This window comes from Desulfonispora thiosulfatigenes DSM 11270 (assembly GCF_900176035.1).
Classification (GTDB): domain Bacteria; phylum Bacillota; class Peptococcia; order Peptococcales; family Desulfonisporaceae; genus Desulfonispora; species Desulfonispora thiosulfatigenes.
Genome location: NZ_FWWT01000013.1, coordinates 13236 through 32775, shown reverse-complemented (window position 1 = coordinate 32775; position 19540 = coordinate 13236). Strand labels below are relative to the sequence as shown.

The 19540-nt window shown below is 32.6% G+C and carries 15 protein-coding genes; all 15 read left to right on the top strand.

Features of this window, described 5'->3' with window-relative positions; genetic code table 11:
- Window positions 1-15 precede the first annotated feature (15 nt).
- The 15 genes from glpX (at window position 16) to B8965_RS03730 (ending at window position 19427) form a co-directional block, all read left to right on the top strand.
- Window positions 16-987, top strand: a complete 972-nt coding sequence (glpX, locus tag B8965_RS03800; protein WP_084052536.1) for a class II fructose-bisphosphatase — start codon at window positions 16-18, stop codon at window positions 985-987.
- A 99-nt stretch (window positions 988-1086) separates the two neighbouring features.
- Window positions 1087-2346 carry a transcription termination factor Rho gene (gene rho / locus B8965_RS03795; protein WP_084052535.1) on the top strand — a complete coding sequence of 420 codons (1260 nt, stop codon included), beginning with the start codon at window positions 1087-1089 and terminating at the stop codon, window positions 2344-2346.
- Window positions 2347-2423: 77 nt separating this feature from the next.
- Window positions 2424-3590, top strand: a complete 1167-nt coding sequence (locus B8965_RS03790) for a hypothetical protein (protein WP_084052534.1) — start codon at window positions 2424-2426, stop codon at window positions 3588-3590.
- 147 nt (window positions 3591-3737) lie between these two features.
- The gene (gene spoIIE, locus B8965_RS03785; RefSeq protein ID WP_084052533.1) at window positions 3738-6074 is read left to right on the top strand and encodes a stage II sporulation protein E; all 2337 of its coding nucleotides are present in this window, start codon (window positions 3738-3740) and stop codon (window positions 6072-6074) included.
- A 108-nt stretch (window positions 6075-6182) separates the two neighbouring features.
- On the top strand, window positions 6183-7580 hold the full coding sequence (gene tilS / locus B8965_RS03780) for a tRNA lysidine(34) synthetase TilS (protein ID WP_084052532.1): 1398 nt from the start codon (window positions 6183-6185) through the stop codon (window positions 7578-7580).
- A 94-nt stretch (window positions 7581-7674) separates the two neighbouring features.
- A complete protein-coding gene (ftsH, locus tag B8965_RS03775; RefSeq protein WP_084052531.1) occupies window positions 7675-9627 on the top strand; it encodes an ATP-dependent zinc metalloprotease FtsH in 1953 nt (650 codons plus the stop codon).
- 6 nt (window positions 9628-9633) lie between these two features.
- Entirely contained in the window at window positions 9634-10047 is a 414-nt protein-coding gene (gene ndk / locus B8965_RS03770; RefSeq protein WP_084052530.1) for a nucleoside-diphosphate kinase, read from the top strand.
- A gap of 163 nt (window positions 10048-10210) precedes the next feature.
- Window positions 10211-11455 carry a pyridoxal phosphate-dependent aminotransferase gene (locus B8965_RS03765; protein ID WP_084052529.1) on the top strand — a complete coding sequence of 415 codons (1245 nt, stop codon included), beginning with the start codon at window positions 10211-10213 and terminating at the stop codon, window positions 11453-11455.
- A 271-nt stretch (window positions 11456-11726) separates the two neighbouring features.
- The gene (locus B8965_RS03760) at window positions 11727-12302 is read left to right on the top strand and encodes a biotin transporter BioY (protein ID WP_159446259.1); all 576 of its coding nucleotides are present in this window, start codon (window positions 11727-11729) and stop codon (window positions 12300-12302) included.
- Between the two features lie 45 nt (window positions 12303-12347).
- Complete coding sequence (locus tag B8965_RS03755; RefSeq protein ID WP_084052527.1) at window positions 12348-12875, top strand: ECF transporter S component; 528 nt, start codon at window positions 12348-12350, stop codon at window positions 12873-12875.
- A 24-nt stretch (window positions 12876-12899) separates the two neighbouring features.
- On the top strand, window positions 12900-13685 hold the full coding sequence (locus B8965_RS03750) for a type III pantothenate kinase (RefSeq protein WP_084052526.1): 786 nt from the start codon (window positions 12900-12902) through the stop codon (window positions 13683-13685).
- A gap of 12 nt (window positions 13686-13697) precedes the next feature.
- Window positions 13698-16292, top strand: a complete 2595-nt coding sequence (locus B8965_RS03745; protein ID WP_084052525.1) for a cation-translocating P-type ATPase — start codon at window positions 13698-13700, stop codon at window positions 16290-16292.
- 109 nt (window positions 16293-16401) lie between these two features.
- Entirely contained in the window at window positions 16402-16632 is a 231-nt protein-coding gene (gene tlp, locus B8965_RS03740; protein ID WP_084052524.1) for a small acid-soluble spore protein Tlp, read from the top strand.
- 279 nt (window positions 16633-16911) lie between these two features.
- On the top strand, window positions 16912-18789 hold the full coding sequence (htpG, locus tag B8965_RS03735; RefSeq protein WP_423237162.1) for a molecular chaperone HtpG: 1878 nt from the start codon (window positions 16912-16914) through the stop codon (window positions 18787-18789).
- Between the two features lie 89 nt (window positions 18790-18878).
- Entirely contained in the window at window positions 18879-19427 is a 549-nt protein-coding gene (locus tag B8965_RS03730; protein WP_084052522.1) for a hydrolase, read from the top strand.
- Window positions 19428-19540 lie beyond the last annotated feature (113 nt).

The window sequence follows — 19540 nt, the reverse complement described above, 5'->3', positions numbered from 1 at the left end:
GAGGAGGTAAGAGTTATGGAAAGAGAACTAGCTATAGAATTTGCAAGAGTAACAGAAGCGGCTGCATTAAATTCAGCTCGTTGGATGGGTAAGGGAGATAAAATAGCAGCAGATGATGCTGCTGTAAAGGCAATGAGATCTATGTTTGATACTATTCACATAGAAGGTAAGGTAGTTATAGGTGAAGGAGAAATGGATGAAGCTCCTATGCTATATATAGGTGAAAAGGTTGGACTAGGTGAAGGTGTAAAGGTTGATATTGCAGTAGATCCATTAGAAGGAACTAATTTAGTTGCTAAAGGTATGAATGGTGCAATAGCTGTAATGGCAGTTGCAAAGGAAGATTGTCTATTACATGCCCCTGATATGTATATGGACAAAATAGCAGTAGGTCCTTTAGCTGTAGGAGCAATAGATTTAGATGCAAGTCCTGAAGAAAATGTACGAAATGTTGCTCAAAAATTAGGCAAAAAAATAGAAGAAGTAACAGTTGTGATTTTAGATCGTCCTCGTCATCAAAAAATTATTAATGCAATTAGAAAAGCTGGGGCAAGGATAAAATTAATAACAGACGGTGATGTTTCTCCAGTAGTAGCAACAGCAATTCCTGATTCGGGTGTGGATATGGTAATTGGGATAGGAGGAGCACCAGAAGGAGTTTTAGCAGCTGCTGCTTTAAAATGCATGGGCGGAGATATGAGAGCTCGCTTAATTCCTGAAAATGAAGAAGAGTTAAGAAGAATGAAAGAAATGGGTATAACTGATACCAAAAAGGTCTTAACAATAGATGATTTAGTTAAAACAGATGAAGTTGTGTTTGTGGCAACTGGAATCACTGATGGAGAAACTTTAAAGGGTGTAAGATTCTTTAATGATAGAGCGACAACTCATACAGTTGTAATGCGTGGCAAAACTGGTACAATTAGATTTATAGAAGCTTATCACTATTTCTCTAGAAAACCACATTATGTAAGAATGGATGGCTAAATTTAATGGGAGCGCGTCTAGCGCTTCCTACCCTGCATTTTCCTACCTGGTTAAACCCTTAAACAATCCAATTAGAAAAACAGCATAAGGAGTGAAATTATGACCGCGGTTAATATAAATGAGCTTGAAAGTAAGACTATGGCTGAACTATATAATATGGCAAAAAAGATAGAATTAACAGGTTATTCAAAACTGAGAAAAAAGGAACTAGTATTTGAAATTCAAAAAGCATTTGCAAAAAATGATGGACAGTTAAGGGCGCAAGGTGTACTTGAAATAATGCAAGATGGATATGGATTTTTAAGACCAGTAGCTTACTTACCTAGTAGTGATGATATTTATGTATCTCCTTCACAAATTAGAAAATTTGATTTAAGAACAGGAGATAGAGTAGGTGGTTTATGTCGTAAACCTAAAGATAACGAAAGATATTTCGCCTTATTACGAGTAGAAGAGGTTAATGGAGAAAACCCCGATAAATCATCCGAAAGACTTCACTTCGAAGGGTTCACCCCTATTTATCCACAAGAAAAAATAAAATTAGAAATTAATAATAGTCCAACTGCTCCTAGAATTATTGATTTAGTTAGTCCTGTGGGGAAAGGACAAAGAGGACTAATTGTTTCTCCACCAAAGGCTGGAAAGACAGAATTATTAAAAGAAATAGCTCATAGTATCTCGATAAATTATCCTGAAATAGAAATTTTAGTATTATTAATAGATGAAAGACCTGAAGAAGTAACAGATATGCAAAGGTCAGTTAAAGGTGAGGTAATTAGCTCAACTTTTGATGAACCACCAGAAAATCATGTCAAGGTATCGGAAATGGTCTTAGAAAGAGCTAAAAGACTGGTAGAACATGGCAAGGATGTAGTGATTTTAATGGATAGTGTTACTCGTTTGGCGAGAGCTTATAATTTAGTAATCCCTTCTAGTGGTCGCACATTATCAGGGGGTGTAGACCCAAATGCCCTACATAAACCAAAAAGATTTTTTGGAGCTGCTCGTAATATTGAAGAAGGTGGCAGCTTAACCATTTTAGCTACAGCTTTGGTGGATACAGGTAGTAGAATGGATGATGTGATTTTTGAAGAATTTAAAGGTACAGGAAATATGGAATTAATTTTAGATCGTAAAATAGCGGAAAGAAGAACTTTCCCTGCGATAGATATTATAAGATCTGGAACTAGAAAAGAAGACCTTTTACTTAGTAAAGAAGAGTTAGATGTCAATTGGAAGTTGCGCAAAAGATTTTCAAATGCAAATCCCCAAGAGGCAGCCGAAATGATCATAGATGCTCTCGGAAAAACTAAAAGCAATAGTGACCTTGTGAGAGCTTGGCCAAAAATGTTTGAATAGTGCTATGGGGCACTATTTTTTTTTGTAATTATAAAAATGAACTATGCTGAATAAACATATGTTTAGGAGGCGATAATATGGAAAAATATTATAAAAAGGATGTAAATATAGCTTGGAATAATGTTGCGAAACTTACATCAGGTAATAGTCAATACTTTCTTCTAAAGGGTATAGCTACTTTAGAGTTAAATAAATACAAAGAGCATCATATTGATAAAATTCAGTTTGCTTGCCATAGTAAGATAATTAGAAGCTATGTAGCAGGTGACATTTTACTTGATTTAAGTTTTGATTCCTTAAAAATAGGTGTAAATGAACAAAGTCAAAATACAGTTAGCCTAGCGATTCCATTTCAATTAGAATATCAAAATGATAGTTTAATTAGAGATGTAAAGGTAAAACATTTAAATGTAAATAAAATAGCCTATGATGCCTTATATATCGAAACAGTTATTATTATAACCCCAGAAAATTATGTGCAAGATAAAGCTAAAGAAGTGAGTGATCATTTTACTACAAAAAGCACATATCTAATACCAAAAAAATTGCCTGTTATTTCAGAGGCGATAGCCACAGAGGCTACTGTTACTGTTCTAAGCAAGTATATTGACAGAAGTTATTTAATCCTTAATTGCATGAAGGATGTAAGATTTCTTTATTTAAATTCTAAATCTAAGGGAGAAAGGTTTTTCATTACCCGAAGTTTAGAGCAATTTACGCAAAAGATAGAACTGGTGAATAAAGTTAATCCTAATGATTTTAAAGTAGTGCCTACCCAGATAAATACTACTGTTATGAGCCCCGCGAAGGTAAGGGTAGAAGTAGACCTAGTTATGAAGAAAAAGGATAGAAAACAGGAAATAAATAAGGAAATAAATAAGGAAATAAATAAAGAAATAAATAAAGAAGTAAATAAAGAAGTAAATAAAGAAGTAAATAAAGAAGTAAGTGCTAAAAAAACAAAAAATGAACAAACCCATAAGAAAGGCAGTACTAAAAATAAAGAAATTAGTAAACAAGATATCCTTAATCAGGAAAATAGTATGAAAGAAAAAAATGCTCCTGAAATAAAGAAGGAAAATAATCCTGCAAAAAATGACAGAAAGAATCGACCTAAATTTGGAAGATCATCACGAAAAGAACGTTTAACCAAGCATATCAGGAGTTTAAAGCAAGATTTAGACCATCAAGATGAATATAGTGTGAGCATTAAAAGCTCTCTCAAGGAATCAAAAAAAAATTAAAGTGTCAGAGATGACACTTTTTCTTTGAAAAAATGTAAAAAAATGTCTTAAATTTCAGTAAACCTCATCCAATCTATGACAAATATTTCCACATGATTGTTATATAATAAAAGAACATTAATTCCAAAAAAAAGGGAAGGTGTCGTCGTGATTGGAAAAGCTGTTATAAGAACAAATTCTAGTAAATCTGGGGTGATGTTATTAAATTGGTTACGCCTAGATAACTTTATATTTTGTATTGTAGGTTTTATCTTAACCCAAGCTGTCATATTAGGGGAAATAAAACCTTTTGCCTCAGCTTACATTGGTTCTGTAGCTGTATGGGACAAGCAAAAAAGATGGTGGGTTCTAGGGGGTACATTATTAGGTACACTTTTTACTAATAATTTAGGACATGCTATACCTAGCTTAATTATTAGTATTCTTATTTTTAGTATTCTGTATAATCAATTTTTAGTAGATAAGAAGCAATGGATAATTGTTCCTTCAATTATCGCTTCGATAATATTGGTTGTTAATGGGATATTGATTGTTATCAATCAGGGAACTTTATATAATTGGGTTTCAATTGTTTTTGAAAGTGCTTTTGCTGGCTTAATCACCTTAGTAATGATAACTACTTTTGGAGCCGTAGAAAAGTACAAGCATAAGATGGAAATATCTTTAGAAGAAAAGGTAAGCTTAGTAATTGTAATTTTAGGGGTTTTACTAGGACTTGGTAATGTAAATATTGCAAGTGTGAATGTGCAAAGTTTAATTTCTAAAATATTTGTTCTTTCTTCAGCATATTTGGCAGGTCCTGGTGGAGGCGCAGCTATTGGTACTATTGTAGGATTAGTTCCAAGTGTTACAGGAAATATCAGCGTCGCTACTATCGGATTTTATTCTTTAAGTGGTTTATTAGGTGGAGTGTTCAGGGGATTAGGAAAAGTTGGAATTATTATCGGGTTTACGCTTGGTAATCTTATTCTTTCGATGTATTTTTCAGGAACAGAACAAGTAATAAATACGCTTATAGAAACATTAATAGCAGGGGTAATTTTTGCAATCATACCCTTAAAAGCTCTTATGCCTGAAGTAGAAAAGAAGAAAGAAGAAATGCCAGCATTTAAAGATGATAGCTCTGAAAAGTTAGAAAGAATGTCTAAGGTTTTCAATGAATTAAGTAAGGCATTTAATGTAAAAGAAGAGATTATAGAAAAAGATCAAGAAAATCCTGTAATAGATATTTTAAAAGAAGTATCAGGTAAGGTTTGCGACAGATGTACTCACTATCAAACTTGCTGGAAAAAAGATTATTTAGAAACTTATCAATCCATGGTAGAAGCTTGCAACAAAGGAGAAAGTAAAGGCAGAATTGATGAAAAGCACTTTTCGCTTGAATTACAACGAAGATGTATGAGAATAAGAGAGCTTAGTTTAGCCCTTTGGTATCAGCTTGAGTTATATAAAAAAGATAATGCTATAAATGAAAAAATTCTTAGCTCACAGCAAGTTGTTGCTACTCAATTAGAAGGTGTGGCAGGTTTAGTAAAAGGTTTTGCCCAGGAAGTAACATCTAGGGAAACAACTAATGAAGAACTAGCTGAAGCAATTAAGTTTAGTCTAATGGAAGAAAATATTAAAATTCAGAATGTTAAAGTAATTGAAACGGATAACGATGATAAAGAAATAATTATTGTACAAGAATCATGTCCAGGACAAAGCTGGTGTACAAATTTTATTGCACCTAAAGTTTCTCAATTTTTAGATAGAACATATACCGTAAAACAAAGCAGGTGCCCAACAGCAGGAAATAGTAGTTGTACATATCATTTAAATCCAACTAAGGCGTATTCTGTAACTACAGGTGTTGCCATGGCAATAAAAGATGGTGGAGATATCTCAGGAGATGATTGGTCTTGTTTATCTTTACCTAATCGCAAGTACGCTATGATTTTAGGAGATGGAATGGGGGCTGGAGCAAAGGCCTTTAAAGAAAGTCACACGGCAATAAATTTACTTGAAAGATTATTAACAGCGGGGCTTACACAAAAAATGGCTGTTGAAACGGTTAATTCAGTGTTGTATTTACGTTCCAATGAAGAAACCTTTACAACTATTGATATGGTAGTTGTTAATGAAGTATCAGCGATAGCAGAATTCATTAAGGTATGCTCACCCCCTTCATTTATTAAAAGAAATAATACGGTCAATGTAGTTAAATCAAAGTCTCTACCAGCAGGTATTTTAAATCAAGTAGAGGTAGAACATTTTAAATATGCAGTTAATGTAGATGATATTATTATAAATATGACGGATGGAGTATTTGATGCCATAAATGGAAGTGTCGAAGATTGGTGCAAGGTAATTGAGAATTTACCTCATGAAGATCCTCAGTTAATTGCTGATTACATAATTGAATTAGCAAAATACACTTTAAATGGAAATATAAATGATGATTTAACGGTGTTAGTAGCGCGTATAGATTATCGCTCAGAATAAATATTCATTTATAAGCAGGATATTACTTCTCCAATGTCTAAAACCAACAGAGTAATCTGCTGGTTTTTTTTTGCCTAATTAAAAAGTATGAAGGAGGAAATTTAATTTGTGAATTTTGTAAAAAAGGTAGAGTGGACAATTAAAAAACATACTATGATCCAGGCTAAAGATAAAATATTAGTTGGCGTATCTGGAGGTGCAGATTCTTTAGCCTTATTATATGTTTTAAAAGAATTAAAGCAAAAACATGATTTTGAACTAGGTGTTGTTTGTGTTGATCATATGTTTAGAGGAGAAGAGAGTAAAAAGGAAGCTTTATATGTACAAGAATTAGCTACTAAATGGGGTATAAATAGTTATGTTTATGAAAAAAATGTACCTAAGATTATAAAAAAAACTGGCCTTTCTCCAGAAGATGCTGGTCATAAAATAAGGCATGAAATATATAATGAATTAAAGGGAAAATATAATTATACAAAGCTTGCCTTAGGTCATCATGCTGAAGATAGGGCAGAAACTGTTTTACTGCATTTAGTACAAGGTACAGGCTTAAAAGGTTTAGCCTCGATGCCCCCAGTATTTAATTGGATGATACGTCCATTAGCAGAAGTGACTAAACAAGAAGTCATAGATTATTGTCAAAAGGAAAAAATAATTTATCATCAAGATCCAACCAATGAACAAAAAATTTATTTGCGAAATAAAATTAGACTAGATTTAATTCCTTATTTACAAAAGGAATTAAACCCTAATATTGTAGAAGCACTTTTAAAATTAGAAAACATCGTTGAGGTAGATAATAAGTTTTTAGAAAATTACACTAAGAAAATTAAAAAAGAGGTATTATCTAGTTCTCAAAACGATAATATTATAATAGATTTAGAAAAATTCAATAAATTAGATTTAGCGATTAAAAGAAGAATCTTGCGAGATATTTATCAAAATTTAAGGAAAGATACTCAAGGATTAAGTTACCATCATGTCGAAAACATAATAGAGCTCTCTTTAAATAAAAAAGGAGCTAAAAGCATCAATTTACCTCAAGGTATCATTGTAAAAAAAAGTTATACATCATTAATTTTTACCCAGAACAAAAAAGAAAGTGTAGTAGAAAAAAACAGAGAAATTCCAGTAAATGTTCCAGGTAAAACAATTATTCCTGGAGAAGATATTATAATAGAAGCATTTCTCTCAGACAAGATGATAAAATCAAAAGATTATTATCAAGTAGTAGTTGATAGGGATAAATTACCAAGCCCCTTAACTATCAGAAAAAGAAAGCCTGGTGACAGAGTGCATCTATTAGGAATGGAGGGAACTAAGAAACTTAAAAACTTTTTTATAGACCGAAAAATAGAAAAGGAAAAAAGAGATCAAATTAATCTTATTTGTTCAGGGGATAATATTATTTGGATACCAGGTCTTGCTTTAAGTAATCAGGTAAGGGTTACCAATGAAACAAAAAATTACTTAATATTACAGATAAAATCCAAGGAAATAGTTTGAAAAAACATTGTTTATATGATAACATATAATGATATTAATGGGTCAATTTTAACTTTAAATATTTAAGGGTTAGTGTAGGGGAGGAGGCAGATTATTGAATCGCGTATTTAAAAACTTAGCAATTTATTTATTAATTGTATTGATTGCAGTAACAGTTTTACGATGGACAAATAATCCACCAGTAGAAGAAAAAGTATTTAATAATTTACCAGAATTTATCGCCGCTGTAGAAAAAGGACAAATTGGTGAGCTCGAGATTACATCTTATGAAACATACCAAGAACTTAAAGGTAAGACTAAAGCAAATAAAGAATTCATGTTGCATGCTCCAGTTAACTATGATAGTTTAACGGATATTTTAATTGCAAACAACGTTAATGCTAATCAATTACCAACTCCACAGCCATCTTGGTGGACTAGTGTACTATCTTCATTATTACCAATTCTATTATTAATTGGGGTTTTCTTCTTTATGATGCAACAAACACAAGGTGGAGGAAACCGAGTAATGCAATTTGGTAAAAGTAAAGCTAAGCTACATACAGATGATAAAGTAAAGATTACTTTCAGTGATGTAGCAGGGGTAGATGAGGTTAAAGAAGAATTAGAAGAGGTAGTTGATTTTCTTAAATTCCCACGCAGGTTTACAGAATTAGGTGCTAAGATTCCAAAGGGTGTTTTACTTTTTGGACCTCCTGGAACAGGAAAAACCCTTTTAGCAAGAGCAGTTGCTGGAGAGGCAGGAGTGCCGTTTTTTAGTATCAGTGGTTCTGATTTCGTAGAAATGTTTGTTGGTGTCGGAGCATCAAGAGTTAGGGATTTATTCGAACAAGCAAAGAAAAACGCTCCTTGCATAGTTTTCGTCGATGAAATTGATGCAGTAGGTAGACAAAGGGGTGCAGGTCTTGGTGGTGGTCATGATGAAAGAGAACAAACCCTTAACCAATTATTAGTTGAAATGGATGGATTTAACCTAAATGAAGGTATAATCATTATTGCAGCAACTAATAGACCTGATATTTTAGACCCAGCATTATTAAGACCAGGAAGATTTGATAGACAGGTTGCTGTTAGTGCCCCTGATGTTAAAGGTAGAGAAGAAATTTTACAAGTTCATGCGAGAAATAAGCCTATGGACAGTAAAGTAGACTTAAAAGTAATGGCAAGAAGTACACCAGGTTTTACAGGTGCTGATTTAGCAAATTTACTTAACGAGGCAGCACTTTTAGCAGCTAGAAATAACAAGAAAAACATTTCTATGAATGAGTTAGAACAGTCTGTTGAAAGAATAATTGCAGGTCCTGAGAAAAAATCTCGTGTTATTAATGAATTTGAAAAGAAAATTGTTTCTTATCACGAAGCAGGGCATGCTTTAGTAGCTGAATTGTTACCTAATTGTGATCCACTGCATAAGGTTTCAATTATTCCAAGAGGAAGAGCAGGAGGATATACATTACTGTTACCAAAAGAAGATAGAAACTATATTACAAAGTCTCATTTATTAGAGCAAGTTTCGATGATGCTTGGTGGAAGAATAGCAGAAAAACTTGTTTTAAATGAAATTACAACTGGAGCTCAAAATGACCTTGAAAGAGTTACGACCACAGTTCGTAAAATGATTACAGAATGGGGTATGTCTGATGAGCTGGGCACCATTACATTTGGTAATCAAAATAGTGAACAGGTATTTTTAGGAAGAGACATTGCTAGAGATCGTAATTATAGTGAAGCAGTTGCCTTTTCAATTGATAAAGAAGTAAAAAGTATTATTGATCAAAGATATAAGGTTGCAGAAAAGATTCTTAGCCAAAATATTGATAAACTTCATCTGATAGCTAAAGAGTTAATGGAAAAGGAAACCCTTGATGCTGTAGAGTTTGCAAAGCTAATGAAAGGTGTAACCGATTCTCCAAAACGTACTGTAGATGGAGAAACCTTAACTGATACAATTAAGTCAGATGAAGAAGTTATTAATTTAGATCAAAACACTATTAATATGGAAGAAGATAAGAATGATGGTATTATCAAAATAACTTTCAAAGGATAATTATCTATGGAAAAAACATTTATGATGATTAAACCAGATGGTGTTAAAAGAGGTCTTATCGGAGAAATAGTTAAGAGATTAGAAGTAAAGGGTTTTACTTTTAGTGCCTTAAAACTTTCACTTATCTCTAAAGAAATAGCACAAAAGCATTATGAAGAACATCTAGGAAAGCCTTTTTATAAAGACTTGATAGAGTATATTACCAGTGGTCCTGTTCTATTAATGGTAATTCAAGGTCATAATGCTGTATTAGAAGCTAGGAAAATGATAGGAGCAACTAATCCAAATGATGCTATGCCAGGAACAATTAGAGGCGATTATGCCTGGGAAATGAGCCAAAATGTCGTTCATGGTGCAGATAGTGCCCAAAGTGCTTTAAGAGAAATTAATTTATATTTTGAGAGACATGAATTAATTTAACCTTCAAAAAAGGTCATCCCTAGGGATGACCTTTTATTTTAGAAAAGAGTGCTATATAATAAACAATAAGTGCTAAGTATACATTATTCATCATAAAATAAAAAAGGACTTTACAAAAATATAGCGAATGATGAATTTAGCTTTACTACAAGGAGGAAGTGTAATGGAGAAGATATCTTTAGTTGCTAAACATGCTCAAGATAAAAGCGAGACAGATAATATATTTGGTGTAAATAGTGCCGCTAATGCTAAGGCTGAAATAGTAGGCAAAGAAAATATAGTTAATGCATCTATAGGTGCATTTTTAGATGCTTCTGGTAAATTAATTACTTTACCTACCGTAGAAAAAACAATGTATAGCTTGCCTTTTGATGATGTAGCAAATTATGCTCCGATAGCAGGATTACCAGATTATATTAACGCGGTAATCGATGTAACATTTGGCGAAAATAAACCAGATGCATTCGTTAAAGGAATAGCAACTCCAGGTGGAAGTGGTGCAATTCATCATGCTATCTGGAATTACACCGAAGAAGGAGATACATACTTAACTTCAGATTGGTTCTGGGGACCATATAAAACGATGGCTCGCGAGATGATGCGTAAAATTGATACATTTATGACTTTTGATGAAGAAGGAAAATTCAATTTACAGGCTTGTATTGAAAAGGTTGAAGCTTTGGCGAAAGTACAAAAAAATGTCCTTTTAATCCTTAATACACCTGCTCATAATCCAACAGGCTATAGTTTAACAGATGATGAATGGCAAGCTCTAATTGATGCTTTTACAGAGCTTTGCAATAAAAAAGAAAATAATATAATTTTATTTGTAGATATAGCTTATATGGATTTTGCACCTGAAGGTAGTCGTAAATTCTTTAAGAAATTTTCTAATTTACCAGCTAATTTCTTAGTTTTAGTAGGATTTAGTATGTCTAAAGGCTATACTATGTATGGCTATCGTACAGGATGCTTACTTGGAATTAGCTCTGATGAACAAGTAATTACAGAGTTTTATGATGTTAACCAATTCTCAAGTAGAGGTACTTGGTCTAACTGCACAAGATCAGGAATGAGACTATTAATAGATTTATGGAAAAACCCAGAATTAATGGCAAAGGTAAATGCTGAAAGAAATGAATATCGCGAAAGCATGGAAGATAGAGCACATACTTTCATTAATGAAGCTAAAGAAGTAGGTTTAAAAATGTGTCCTTATGATTCTGGATTCTTTATTACAATACCGACAACGAAAGCTGAAGAAGTAGGATTAAAATTAAGAGAAGATAACATTTTCTTAGTATCTCTTAAAAAAGGTTTGCGCATAGCTATTTGTGCCGTACCAGCTGAAAAAATTAAAGGTATGGCAACAAAGATTAAAAAGGCTATAGACCAAATAGAAGGTTAAATAATCTATTTCTAACGGGAGCCATAGGCCCTGTATAGAAAGATTATAAGTTATAATTTTATATTAATTCAATACCGCTTGGAGCCAAGAGGACCGAGACGGGAGGTGGAATAATTGTGTTTTTAAAACCTTCTGGGCCTTTATGTCTAGAAGGTTTTTTTATGGACAACTGAATATCGCCCTATGTTAACCTCAGGGTTAAATCTAGTTGACAATGACTAGAGTACCTTTTATAATTCTTATAGATAAGAGAATTGTAGGAGGGATAAGTGTGAATTTATCGATAAGAGATATGATTTTAGTTTCATTTTTTGCGGGTTTAATGACTTTAGGAGCTTTTGTGTCTAAAATATGGCCACCTGAAATAATTCCTTTTAGTTTATTGCCTTTATTATCATTGTTAGCTGGAGCAATAATAGGACCGAGGCTTGGAGCTTTAAGTATCTTAGTTTATATACTCCTTGGTCTTATCGGAGTTCCAATCTTTGCAGCTCCCCCTTATGGAGGATTAGTTTATGCCCTGCAGCCTTCTTTTGGATTTTTAATATCCTTCATTTTCGCAGCTTATGTAGCAGGATATATTATTCATAAAAAGGAAAATCCAGGTTTAAAGACATTTTTACTAGCGTCTTTATTGGCAATGGTAGTTATTTATTTAATCGGCTTACCTTGGATGTATCTAATTTATAACTATATTACAGGCAAGGTAATTACCCTTAAAGCTATTTTTATAATGATGAGTCTCTTTATGGGTTTAGATTTTTTAAAGGCTATATTAGCCGCTATAATAGGAAAGACTATCTATGAAAGAACTAGACTAAATGTAAGCAAAAGGGCGGATTTATAACCGCTCTTTTATTTTTTCTATCATAAAAATTGGAGGTAATATATAATGGAAAATATAAGTAAAAAATTGAGTACGAGGAAAATGGTTGTTGCTGGATTACTAGGTGCTATAGCGATGATGTTAGGAGCTACAGGTCTTGGGTTTATTCCTGTTCCATCCCCAGTTGGTAGAGCCACAATCTTACACATTCCAGTGATTTTAGCAGCTATTTTAGAAGGTCCAGTAGTAGGTGCATTTACAGGATTTTTATTTGGTCTTTATAGTTTTATGACGCCGACAGGAGCGATTCCCTCAGATCCAATTGTACGTATTTTACCAAGAATATTAATTGGGATTACATCATATTATGCGTTTTGGATCTTTCGCAAAAACATCACATTAGCTTCTATTTCTGCAGCCATTGTCGGAACTTTAACTAACACTATTGGTTTTTTAGGACTAGCTGTTTTAATGAAATACTTACCTATTCAAGCAGCCTATATTATTGTTATTAGTAACTCAATTTTTGAAATAATTATTGCATCAGTATTAACTGTAATATTGGTAAAAGCTTTAAGTAAATATCGCAAATAATATTAAATTAATGAGGTGAAAATAGTGTTACTAGCATTTGACGTAGGGAATACTAATATAGTTCTGGGAATATTCGAAGGGAAAAAGTTACTAACTGATTGGCGAATTGCTACTGATAAATCTAAAACTGCTGATGAATATGGAATTATTATCAATAATCTGTTTAATTATCATAAACTAGATGTAGGAAGTATTACCGATGTTATTATATCTTCAGTAGTGCCGCCAATAATGACCTCTTTAGAAGAGATGGCCTTTAAGTATTTTAATGTAAATCCAATGATAGTGGGACCAGGGATAAAAACGGGAATGCCAATTTTATATGAAAATCCTAAAGAAGTTGGGGCTGACCGTATAGTTAATGGCATAGCTGCTTATAATAAATATGGAGGACCTCTAATAATTGTAGACTTTGGGACGGCTACTACTTTTTGTGCAATTTCTGCTAAGGGAGAATATTTAGGTGGAGCTATTACTCCAGGTGTACAGATATCCGCAGAAGCTTTATATACTAGAACTGCAAAGTTACCTAAAGTGGAATTAATAGCACCTAAAAACAAGAAAACCATTGGCAAAAATACCGTTGCTGCGATGCAAGCCGGGATAGTTTATGGTTACTGCGGCATAGTTGAAAGCATAGTTACAAGAATGAAAAAAGAAATGGGTAGTAAGGATGTAAAGGTAATTGCTACAGGAGGAATTTCGCCTGTAATTGCAAGTGAGTCTAAGGTAATTGATAGCGTTGATAAACTATTAACTTTAGATGGTTTAAGAATTATTTATGAACAAAATAAAATAATAAAAATATAAAGGAGTGTTCTAGTGCAGCATTACTTTGAGGGAGTAGAAGATGTTTTAAAAGAGCAGGAAACTTCAAAAGAAGGTATAAAAGCTAGTAATGCCCAAGAGAGGTTAACCAAATTTGGAAAAAACAAATTAGAAGAAGCTAAAAAGAAAAATATTGTCATAAGATTTTTAGAGTTAATGCTTGACCCTATGATAATTGTTTTAATAGCAGCTGCTGTAGTTTCTGGATTATTTGGTGAAGTAGCAGATATGATTATTATTTTCTTAGTTGTTATCTTAAATGGGGTATTAGGAGTTGTCCAAGAAGGGAAGGCTGAAAAGGCAATTGAAGCCCTGCAACAAATGTCTTCTACACATTCAAGAGTGCGTAGAGACAATGAGGTTGTGCAGATTAAATCAGAGGATATAGTACCAGGAGATATTGTGCTATTAGAGGCAGGAGATGCTGTACCAGCTGATATGAGAATAATAGAGTCAGCAAGTTTAAAGGTAGAAGAATCTCCTCTAACTGGTGAATCTGTGCAAGTAGATAAATTTAGTGAGCCCATCGAAAAAGAAGATAATCTTCCTTTAGGAGATCGTCTAAATATGCTTTATATGGGTACTAGTGTAGGATATGGTAGAGGTGAAGGCGTTGTAGTTGCTACTGGCATGGAAACTGAAATGGGCAAAATTGCAGGTATCATAGCAAGGACTGAAGGAGGTAAAACTCCACTTCAAAATAAATTAGCAAGTCTTAGTAAAGTACTTAGTTTTGCCGTTTTAGGAATATCTATCTTTATTTTTGCCTTTAGTATTTTGAGAAAAGGTGACTTTTCTAGTGAATATGTCTTTGAGATGTTTATGCTGGCTGTCAGCCTTGCAGTTGCTGCTATTCCAGAAGGACTCGCTACCGTTGTTACCGTAGTTTTATCAATTGGTGTAACAAAAATGTCAAAGAGAAATGCAATTATTCGTAGATTAACAGCAGTAGAGACCCTTGGTTCTACCCAAATTATTTGTTCTGATAAAACGGGTACTTTAACCCAAAATAAAATGACAGTTGTGGATAGTTATGGACAAGAAGAAATATTGCCTATAGCACTTGCTCTTTGTAATGATACGCAAGTCTCTGAAGATGGATCTGTGTTAGGTGAACCCACTGAATCAGCCCTAGTGACTTATGCTTTAAAACAAGAGAAAAATAAAAATCTATTAGAAAAAGAGATGCCACGGGTAGAAGAGGCACCTTTTGATTCAGACCGTAAAATGATGTCTACTATTCATAAAAATTCTAAAGGGGAATTTATTCAGTATACAAAGGGAGCACCCGATGAAGTATTAAAGCAGTGTACTCAAATTTTAACTAAAAAGGGAATCGAACCTTTAACAGATAGTAAGCGTGAAGAAATTTTAGGGGAAAATACGAAAATGGCTGAAAAGGCCTTGCGTGTATTAGCAGCAGCTACTAAAAATTATAATGCTAAACCAGAGAATAGACCAGAAGAGCTTGAAAAAGATATGATTTTTATAGGTTTAGTTGGGATGATTGATCCTATTCGTCCAGAAGTAAAAATAGCCATTGGTGAATGTAGGGATGCTGGAATACGCCCAATTATGATTACAGGCGATCATAAAATTACAGCAGTTGCAATCGCAAAAGAGTTAGGTATTTTAAATGATCAAGGGGAAGCGATAACAGGAGCAGAACTTTCCCGCCTATCAGATGAAGAATTTGAAAAAACAGTAGAAAAGTATGCTGTTTATGCAAGAGTACAGCCTGAGCATAAGGTACGTATAGTTAATGCGTGGAAGAAAAAAGGGAAAATTACAGCCATGACAGGTGATGGGGTTAATGATGCTCCAGCTTTAAAATCAGCAGATATTGGTATAGGCATGGGTATTACGGGTACACAGGTAACAAAAAATGTAGCAGATATGGTACTAGCGGATGATAATTTTGCATCTATTGTTTCGGCAGTAAAAGAAGGACGAAGAATCTATAATAATATTCGTAAAACAGTGCAGTTTTTATTAGCTTCAAATTTAAGTGAAGTGTTAGCCTTATTTATTGCAACCCTGTTTGCTGTTCGCTTATTTTCACCAATTCATATTTTATGGATTAATTTAATTACAGATACTTTTCCTGCTATTGCACTAGGAATGGAAGAACATCAAGAAAATAGCATGAAACAACCACCTCGTGATCCTAAGGAAAGTATCTTTGCAAGAGGGGTCGGAATAAGTATTCTTTATCAAGGATTGCTTATTGCAGTAATAACCCTTATATCCTTTTTTATCGGAAATGACCAATCGCATATAACGGGTATGACGATGGCATTTTTAACGCTTTCCATGTGTGAAATATTTCATTCTATGAATATGCGTTCTTTAACAGGCTCTATCTTCACTATTAAAAAACAAAATAAATATCTGTGGGGAGCCATGATTTCATCTTTTGTCCTCACAATTGCGGTTATTTATACTCCAGGTTTAAATAATATCTTTAAACTTGTAGCTCTTCCATGGTATGACTTTTTAGTAGCAACAGCTTTAGCACTAGCAGTTATTCCAATTGTTGAGATCATTAAAGTATTTAAAAGAAGAGTAATGAACCCAGAAAATATGTAAGTAGCTAGTTTTCTAAAATAAATTAATAATTATCGTATATCTATTTCTTATTTGTACAAAATAACTAAAGGGTAATTTTTATTATTTTAAAATAAGGAGATTGATAACGATGAAAAAAAATAAACCTGATGATAGAAGAGATAATGTAGATAAAATTCAAAGCAACATTAATAATACAATTGAGAATTATAGGGAAGCTAAAGATATGATTAACGAAACAGATAATCAAACTATGAAAAATCAATTAATAGAGAAAAATGAAAAAAGAAGAGATGCATTAAGTGGAATGCGTGAAGAAATTAAAGACGAAGCAAATGCAAGACAAAACAACTTAAAATAGTAACTTTATTAATAGTAACTTAATAGAAAAATAAATAATTTTTAACGAATGAGATAAAGAGATAAATATTGGAAGGGACTGTCTTAAAGTAAATTTTAATTTACAAACAAAGGCAGTCCCATTTATATTGTTCATAAATATTGACATTAATTTTTTTATATGGTATATAAAAAGTAGACATTAGCACTCACTAGAAGAGAGTGCTAACAATTTAAAAGTAAATTATTTACTATGCTATTTCATAGAGCGTAGTTTTATTAAGAAAGGGGACAATTTATAATGAAAAAAGAGTTTCAAGCTGAATCCAAAAAATTATTAGATATGATGATTAATTCAATTTATACCCATAGGGAGATATTTTTAAGGGAACTTATTTCTAATTCTAGTGATGCTATTGATAAAATTTATTATCAAGCTTTAACTGATGAAAAGATAAAATTTGATAAAGAAAACTTTTACATAAAGGTAATACCAGATAAAGAAAGTAGAACCTTGAAAATTACTGATACTGGTATTGGTATGACTGAAGAAGAATTAGAAAGAAACCTGGGGATAATTGCCCAAAGTGGATCTTTGGCATTTAAAAAAGAAACAGAAATAAAAGATGGACATGATATCATTGGACAATTTGGGGTAGGTTTTTATTCTGCTTTTATGGTCGCTGAAACTGTTACTGTAATAACTAAAGCATTAGGAAGCGATACTGCCTATAAATGGGCATCTAAAGGGGCAGATGGCTATACTATTGAAACTTGTGAAAAGGAAGCAGTAGGTACAGAGATAATTTTAAAAATAAATGAAAACACGGAAGAAGAAAATTATGATGAATACTTAGAAGAATATAGATTAAGAGCAATCATTAAAAAGTACTCTGATTACATTCGCTATCCAATAAAAATGGACATGACTCAAAGAAGACTTAAAGAAGGAAGTAAAGATGAATTTGAAGAGTATGTAGAAGAACAAGTTATTAATAGTATGATTCCATTATGGCGTAAAAATAAAGGTGAACTAACTGATGAAGATTATGAAAACTTCTATAATGAGAAACACTATGGTTTTGATAAACCACTTACTCATATTCATATTAGTGTAGATGGAACTGTGCGTTATAATGCTATATTATATGTTCCGGAAAATATTCCTTTTGATTATTATACTAAGGAGTACGAAAAAGGCTTAGAGTTATATTCTAGTGGAGTCTTAATCATGGATAAATGCTCTGAACTTTTACCTGACTACTTTAGCTTTGTCAAAGGAATCGTAGATTCAGAAGATTTATCTCTTAATATTTCCCGTGAAATGTTACAGCATGATAGACAATTAAAGTTCATTGCGAAAAATATTAATAACAAAATTAAAAGTGAATTACAAAAGCTTTTGAAAAATGAAAGAGAAAAGTATGAAAAGTTCTTTGAATCTTTTGGTAGCCAAATAAAATTTGGAATTTATAATAATTATGGTATGCATAAAGATGCCTTAAAAGATTTACTTGTTTTTTATTCCTCAACCGAAAAGAAAATGGTAACCTTAGCGGAATATGTAGAGAGAATGCCAGAAGATCAAAAGTATATTTATTATGCTTCAGGTGAAACAAATGAAAGAATTGACAAATTACCTCAAACTGAAATGGTAGCAGAAAAAGGATATGAAATCTTATACTTCACTGACAAAATAGATGAATTTGCTGTAAAAATGTTAATGAATTATGAGGGAAAAGAATTTAGATCTGTGGCAAGTGGAGATTTAGGAATCGAATCTGAGGAAAATGAAGATAAGGCAGAAGTAGAAAATGAAGAAAATAAAGATCTTTTTGCAGCGATGAAAGATATTTTAGGAGAAAAAATAAAAGATGTACGAGCTTCTAAAAGATTAAAAAGTCATCCTGTATGCTTAACTAATGAAGGTGATTTAACCATTGAAATGGAAAAAGTCCTTAATTCCATGCCAGATAATCAAAATGTTAAAGCGGAAAAGGTTTTAGAAATTAACCTTAATCATGAAGTATTTAAAACCTTACAAGATGCCTTTAGTAAAGATCAAGATAGATTAAAACTATTTACAAATTTATTATATAATCAAGCCCTATTAATCGAAGGATTACCAATTGAAGACCCTGTAGAGTTTACTAATAATATTTGCAAAGTAATGGTTTAAGGTTTATTAAACCTATCTAAAGATATTTAATAGTAGGGAAAAAATTCAAAGTGTTTTTTAAAAAAGGATTTAACGAAGGAGTTTTCGCGGTGGATAAGTTTACCTTAAAAAAAGATGAAACTGTTTTGTTAGTAATAGATATCCAAGAAAGATTAGTTCCCGCTATGAAGTCAGGGGACCAGGTGATTAATAAGACTAATATCTTATTACAGGCCGCTACTAATTTAGGTATTCCTGTCCTTGTAACCGAGCAATATCCTAAAGGATTAGGCAAAACTGTAGAAGAAGTAAGTAAATATTTAAATCAGTCTAAAGTTTTTGAAAAAACAAGTTTTAGTGCCTGCATACCAGAAGTAGTAGCAGAGCTGAAAGGGCTAGGTAGAAAAAAGGTTATTATCGCAGGAATGGAAACTCATGTCTGTGTTTTTCAAACAGTACGGGATTTACTAGCTCATGGCTATGAGGTCTTTGTAACAGAAGACGCTATTTCCTCTAGAACTGGAGAAAACAAGCAAAATGGCTTAAACTTAATGTCCCACATGGGAGCTGTAGTAACTAATACAGAAACCATAATTTTTGACCTCTTAAAAAAAGCAGGTACTCCTGAGTTTAAAGTGTTGTCTAAATTAATAAAGTAAGAGCAAAGCAGAAACTATACTAAATATTTAAAGCATAAAGTCTAAATATAAAGGCCAATCAGGATGAAAATTTATCCCGGTTGGCCTTTTTTAAGCATTAGATTAAATTTAGA

Coding starts and splice junctions, on each gene's coding strand:
- glpX (WP_084052536.1), top strand. CDS start 16: ATGGAAAGAGAACTAGCTATAGAATTTGCAAGAGTAACAGAAGCGGCT.
- rho (WP_084052535.1), top strand. CDS start 1,087: ATGACCGCGGTTAATATAAATGAGCTTGAAAGTAAGACTATGGCTGAA.
- B8965_RS03790 (WP_084052534.1), top strand. CDS start 2,424: ATGGAAAAATATTATAAAAAGGATGTAAATATAGCTTGGAATAATGTT.
- ndk (WP_084052530.1), top strand. CDS start 9,634: ATGGAAAAAACATTTATGATGATTAAACCAGATGGTGTTAAAAGAGGT.
- B8965_RS03765 (WP_084052529.1), top strand. CDS start 10,211: ATGGAGAAGATATCTTTAGTTGCTAAACATGCTCAAGATAAAAGCGAG.
- B8965_RS03755 (WP_084052527.1), top strand. CDS start 12,348: ATGGAAAATATAAGTAAAAAATTGAGTACGAGGAAAATGGTTGTTGCT.
- tlp (WP_084052524.1), top strand. CDS start 16,402: ATGAAAAAAAATAAACCTGATGATAGAAGAGATAATGTAGATAAAATT.
- htpG (WP_423237162.1), top strand. CDS start 16,912: ATGAAAAAAGAGTTTCAAGCTGAATCCAAAAAATTATTAGATATGATG.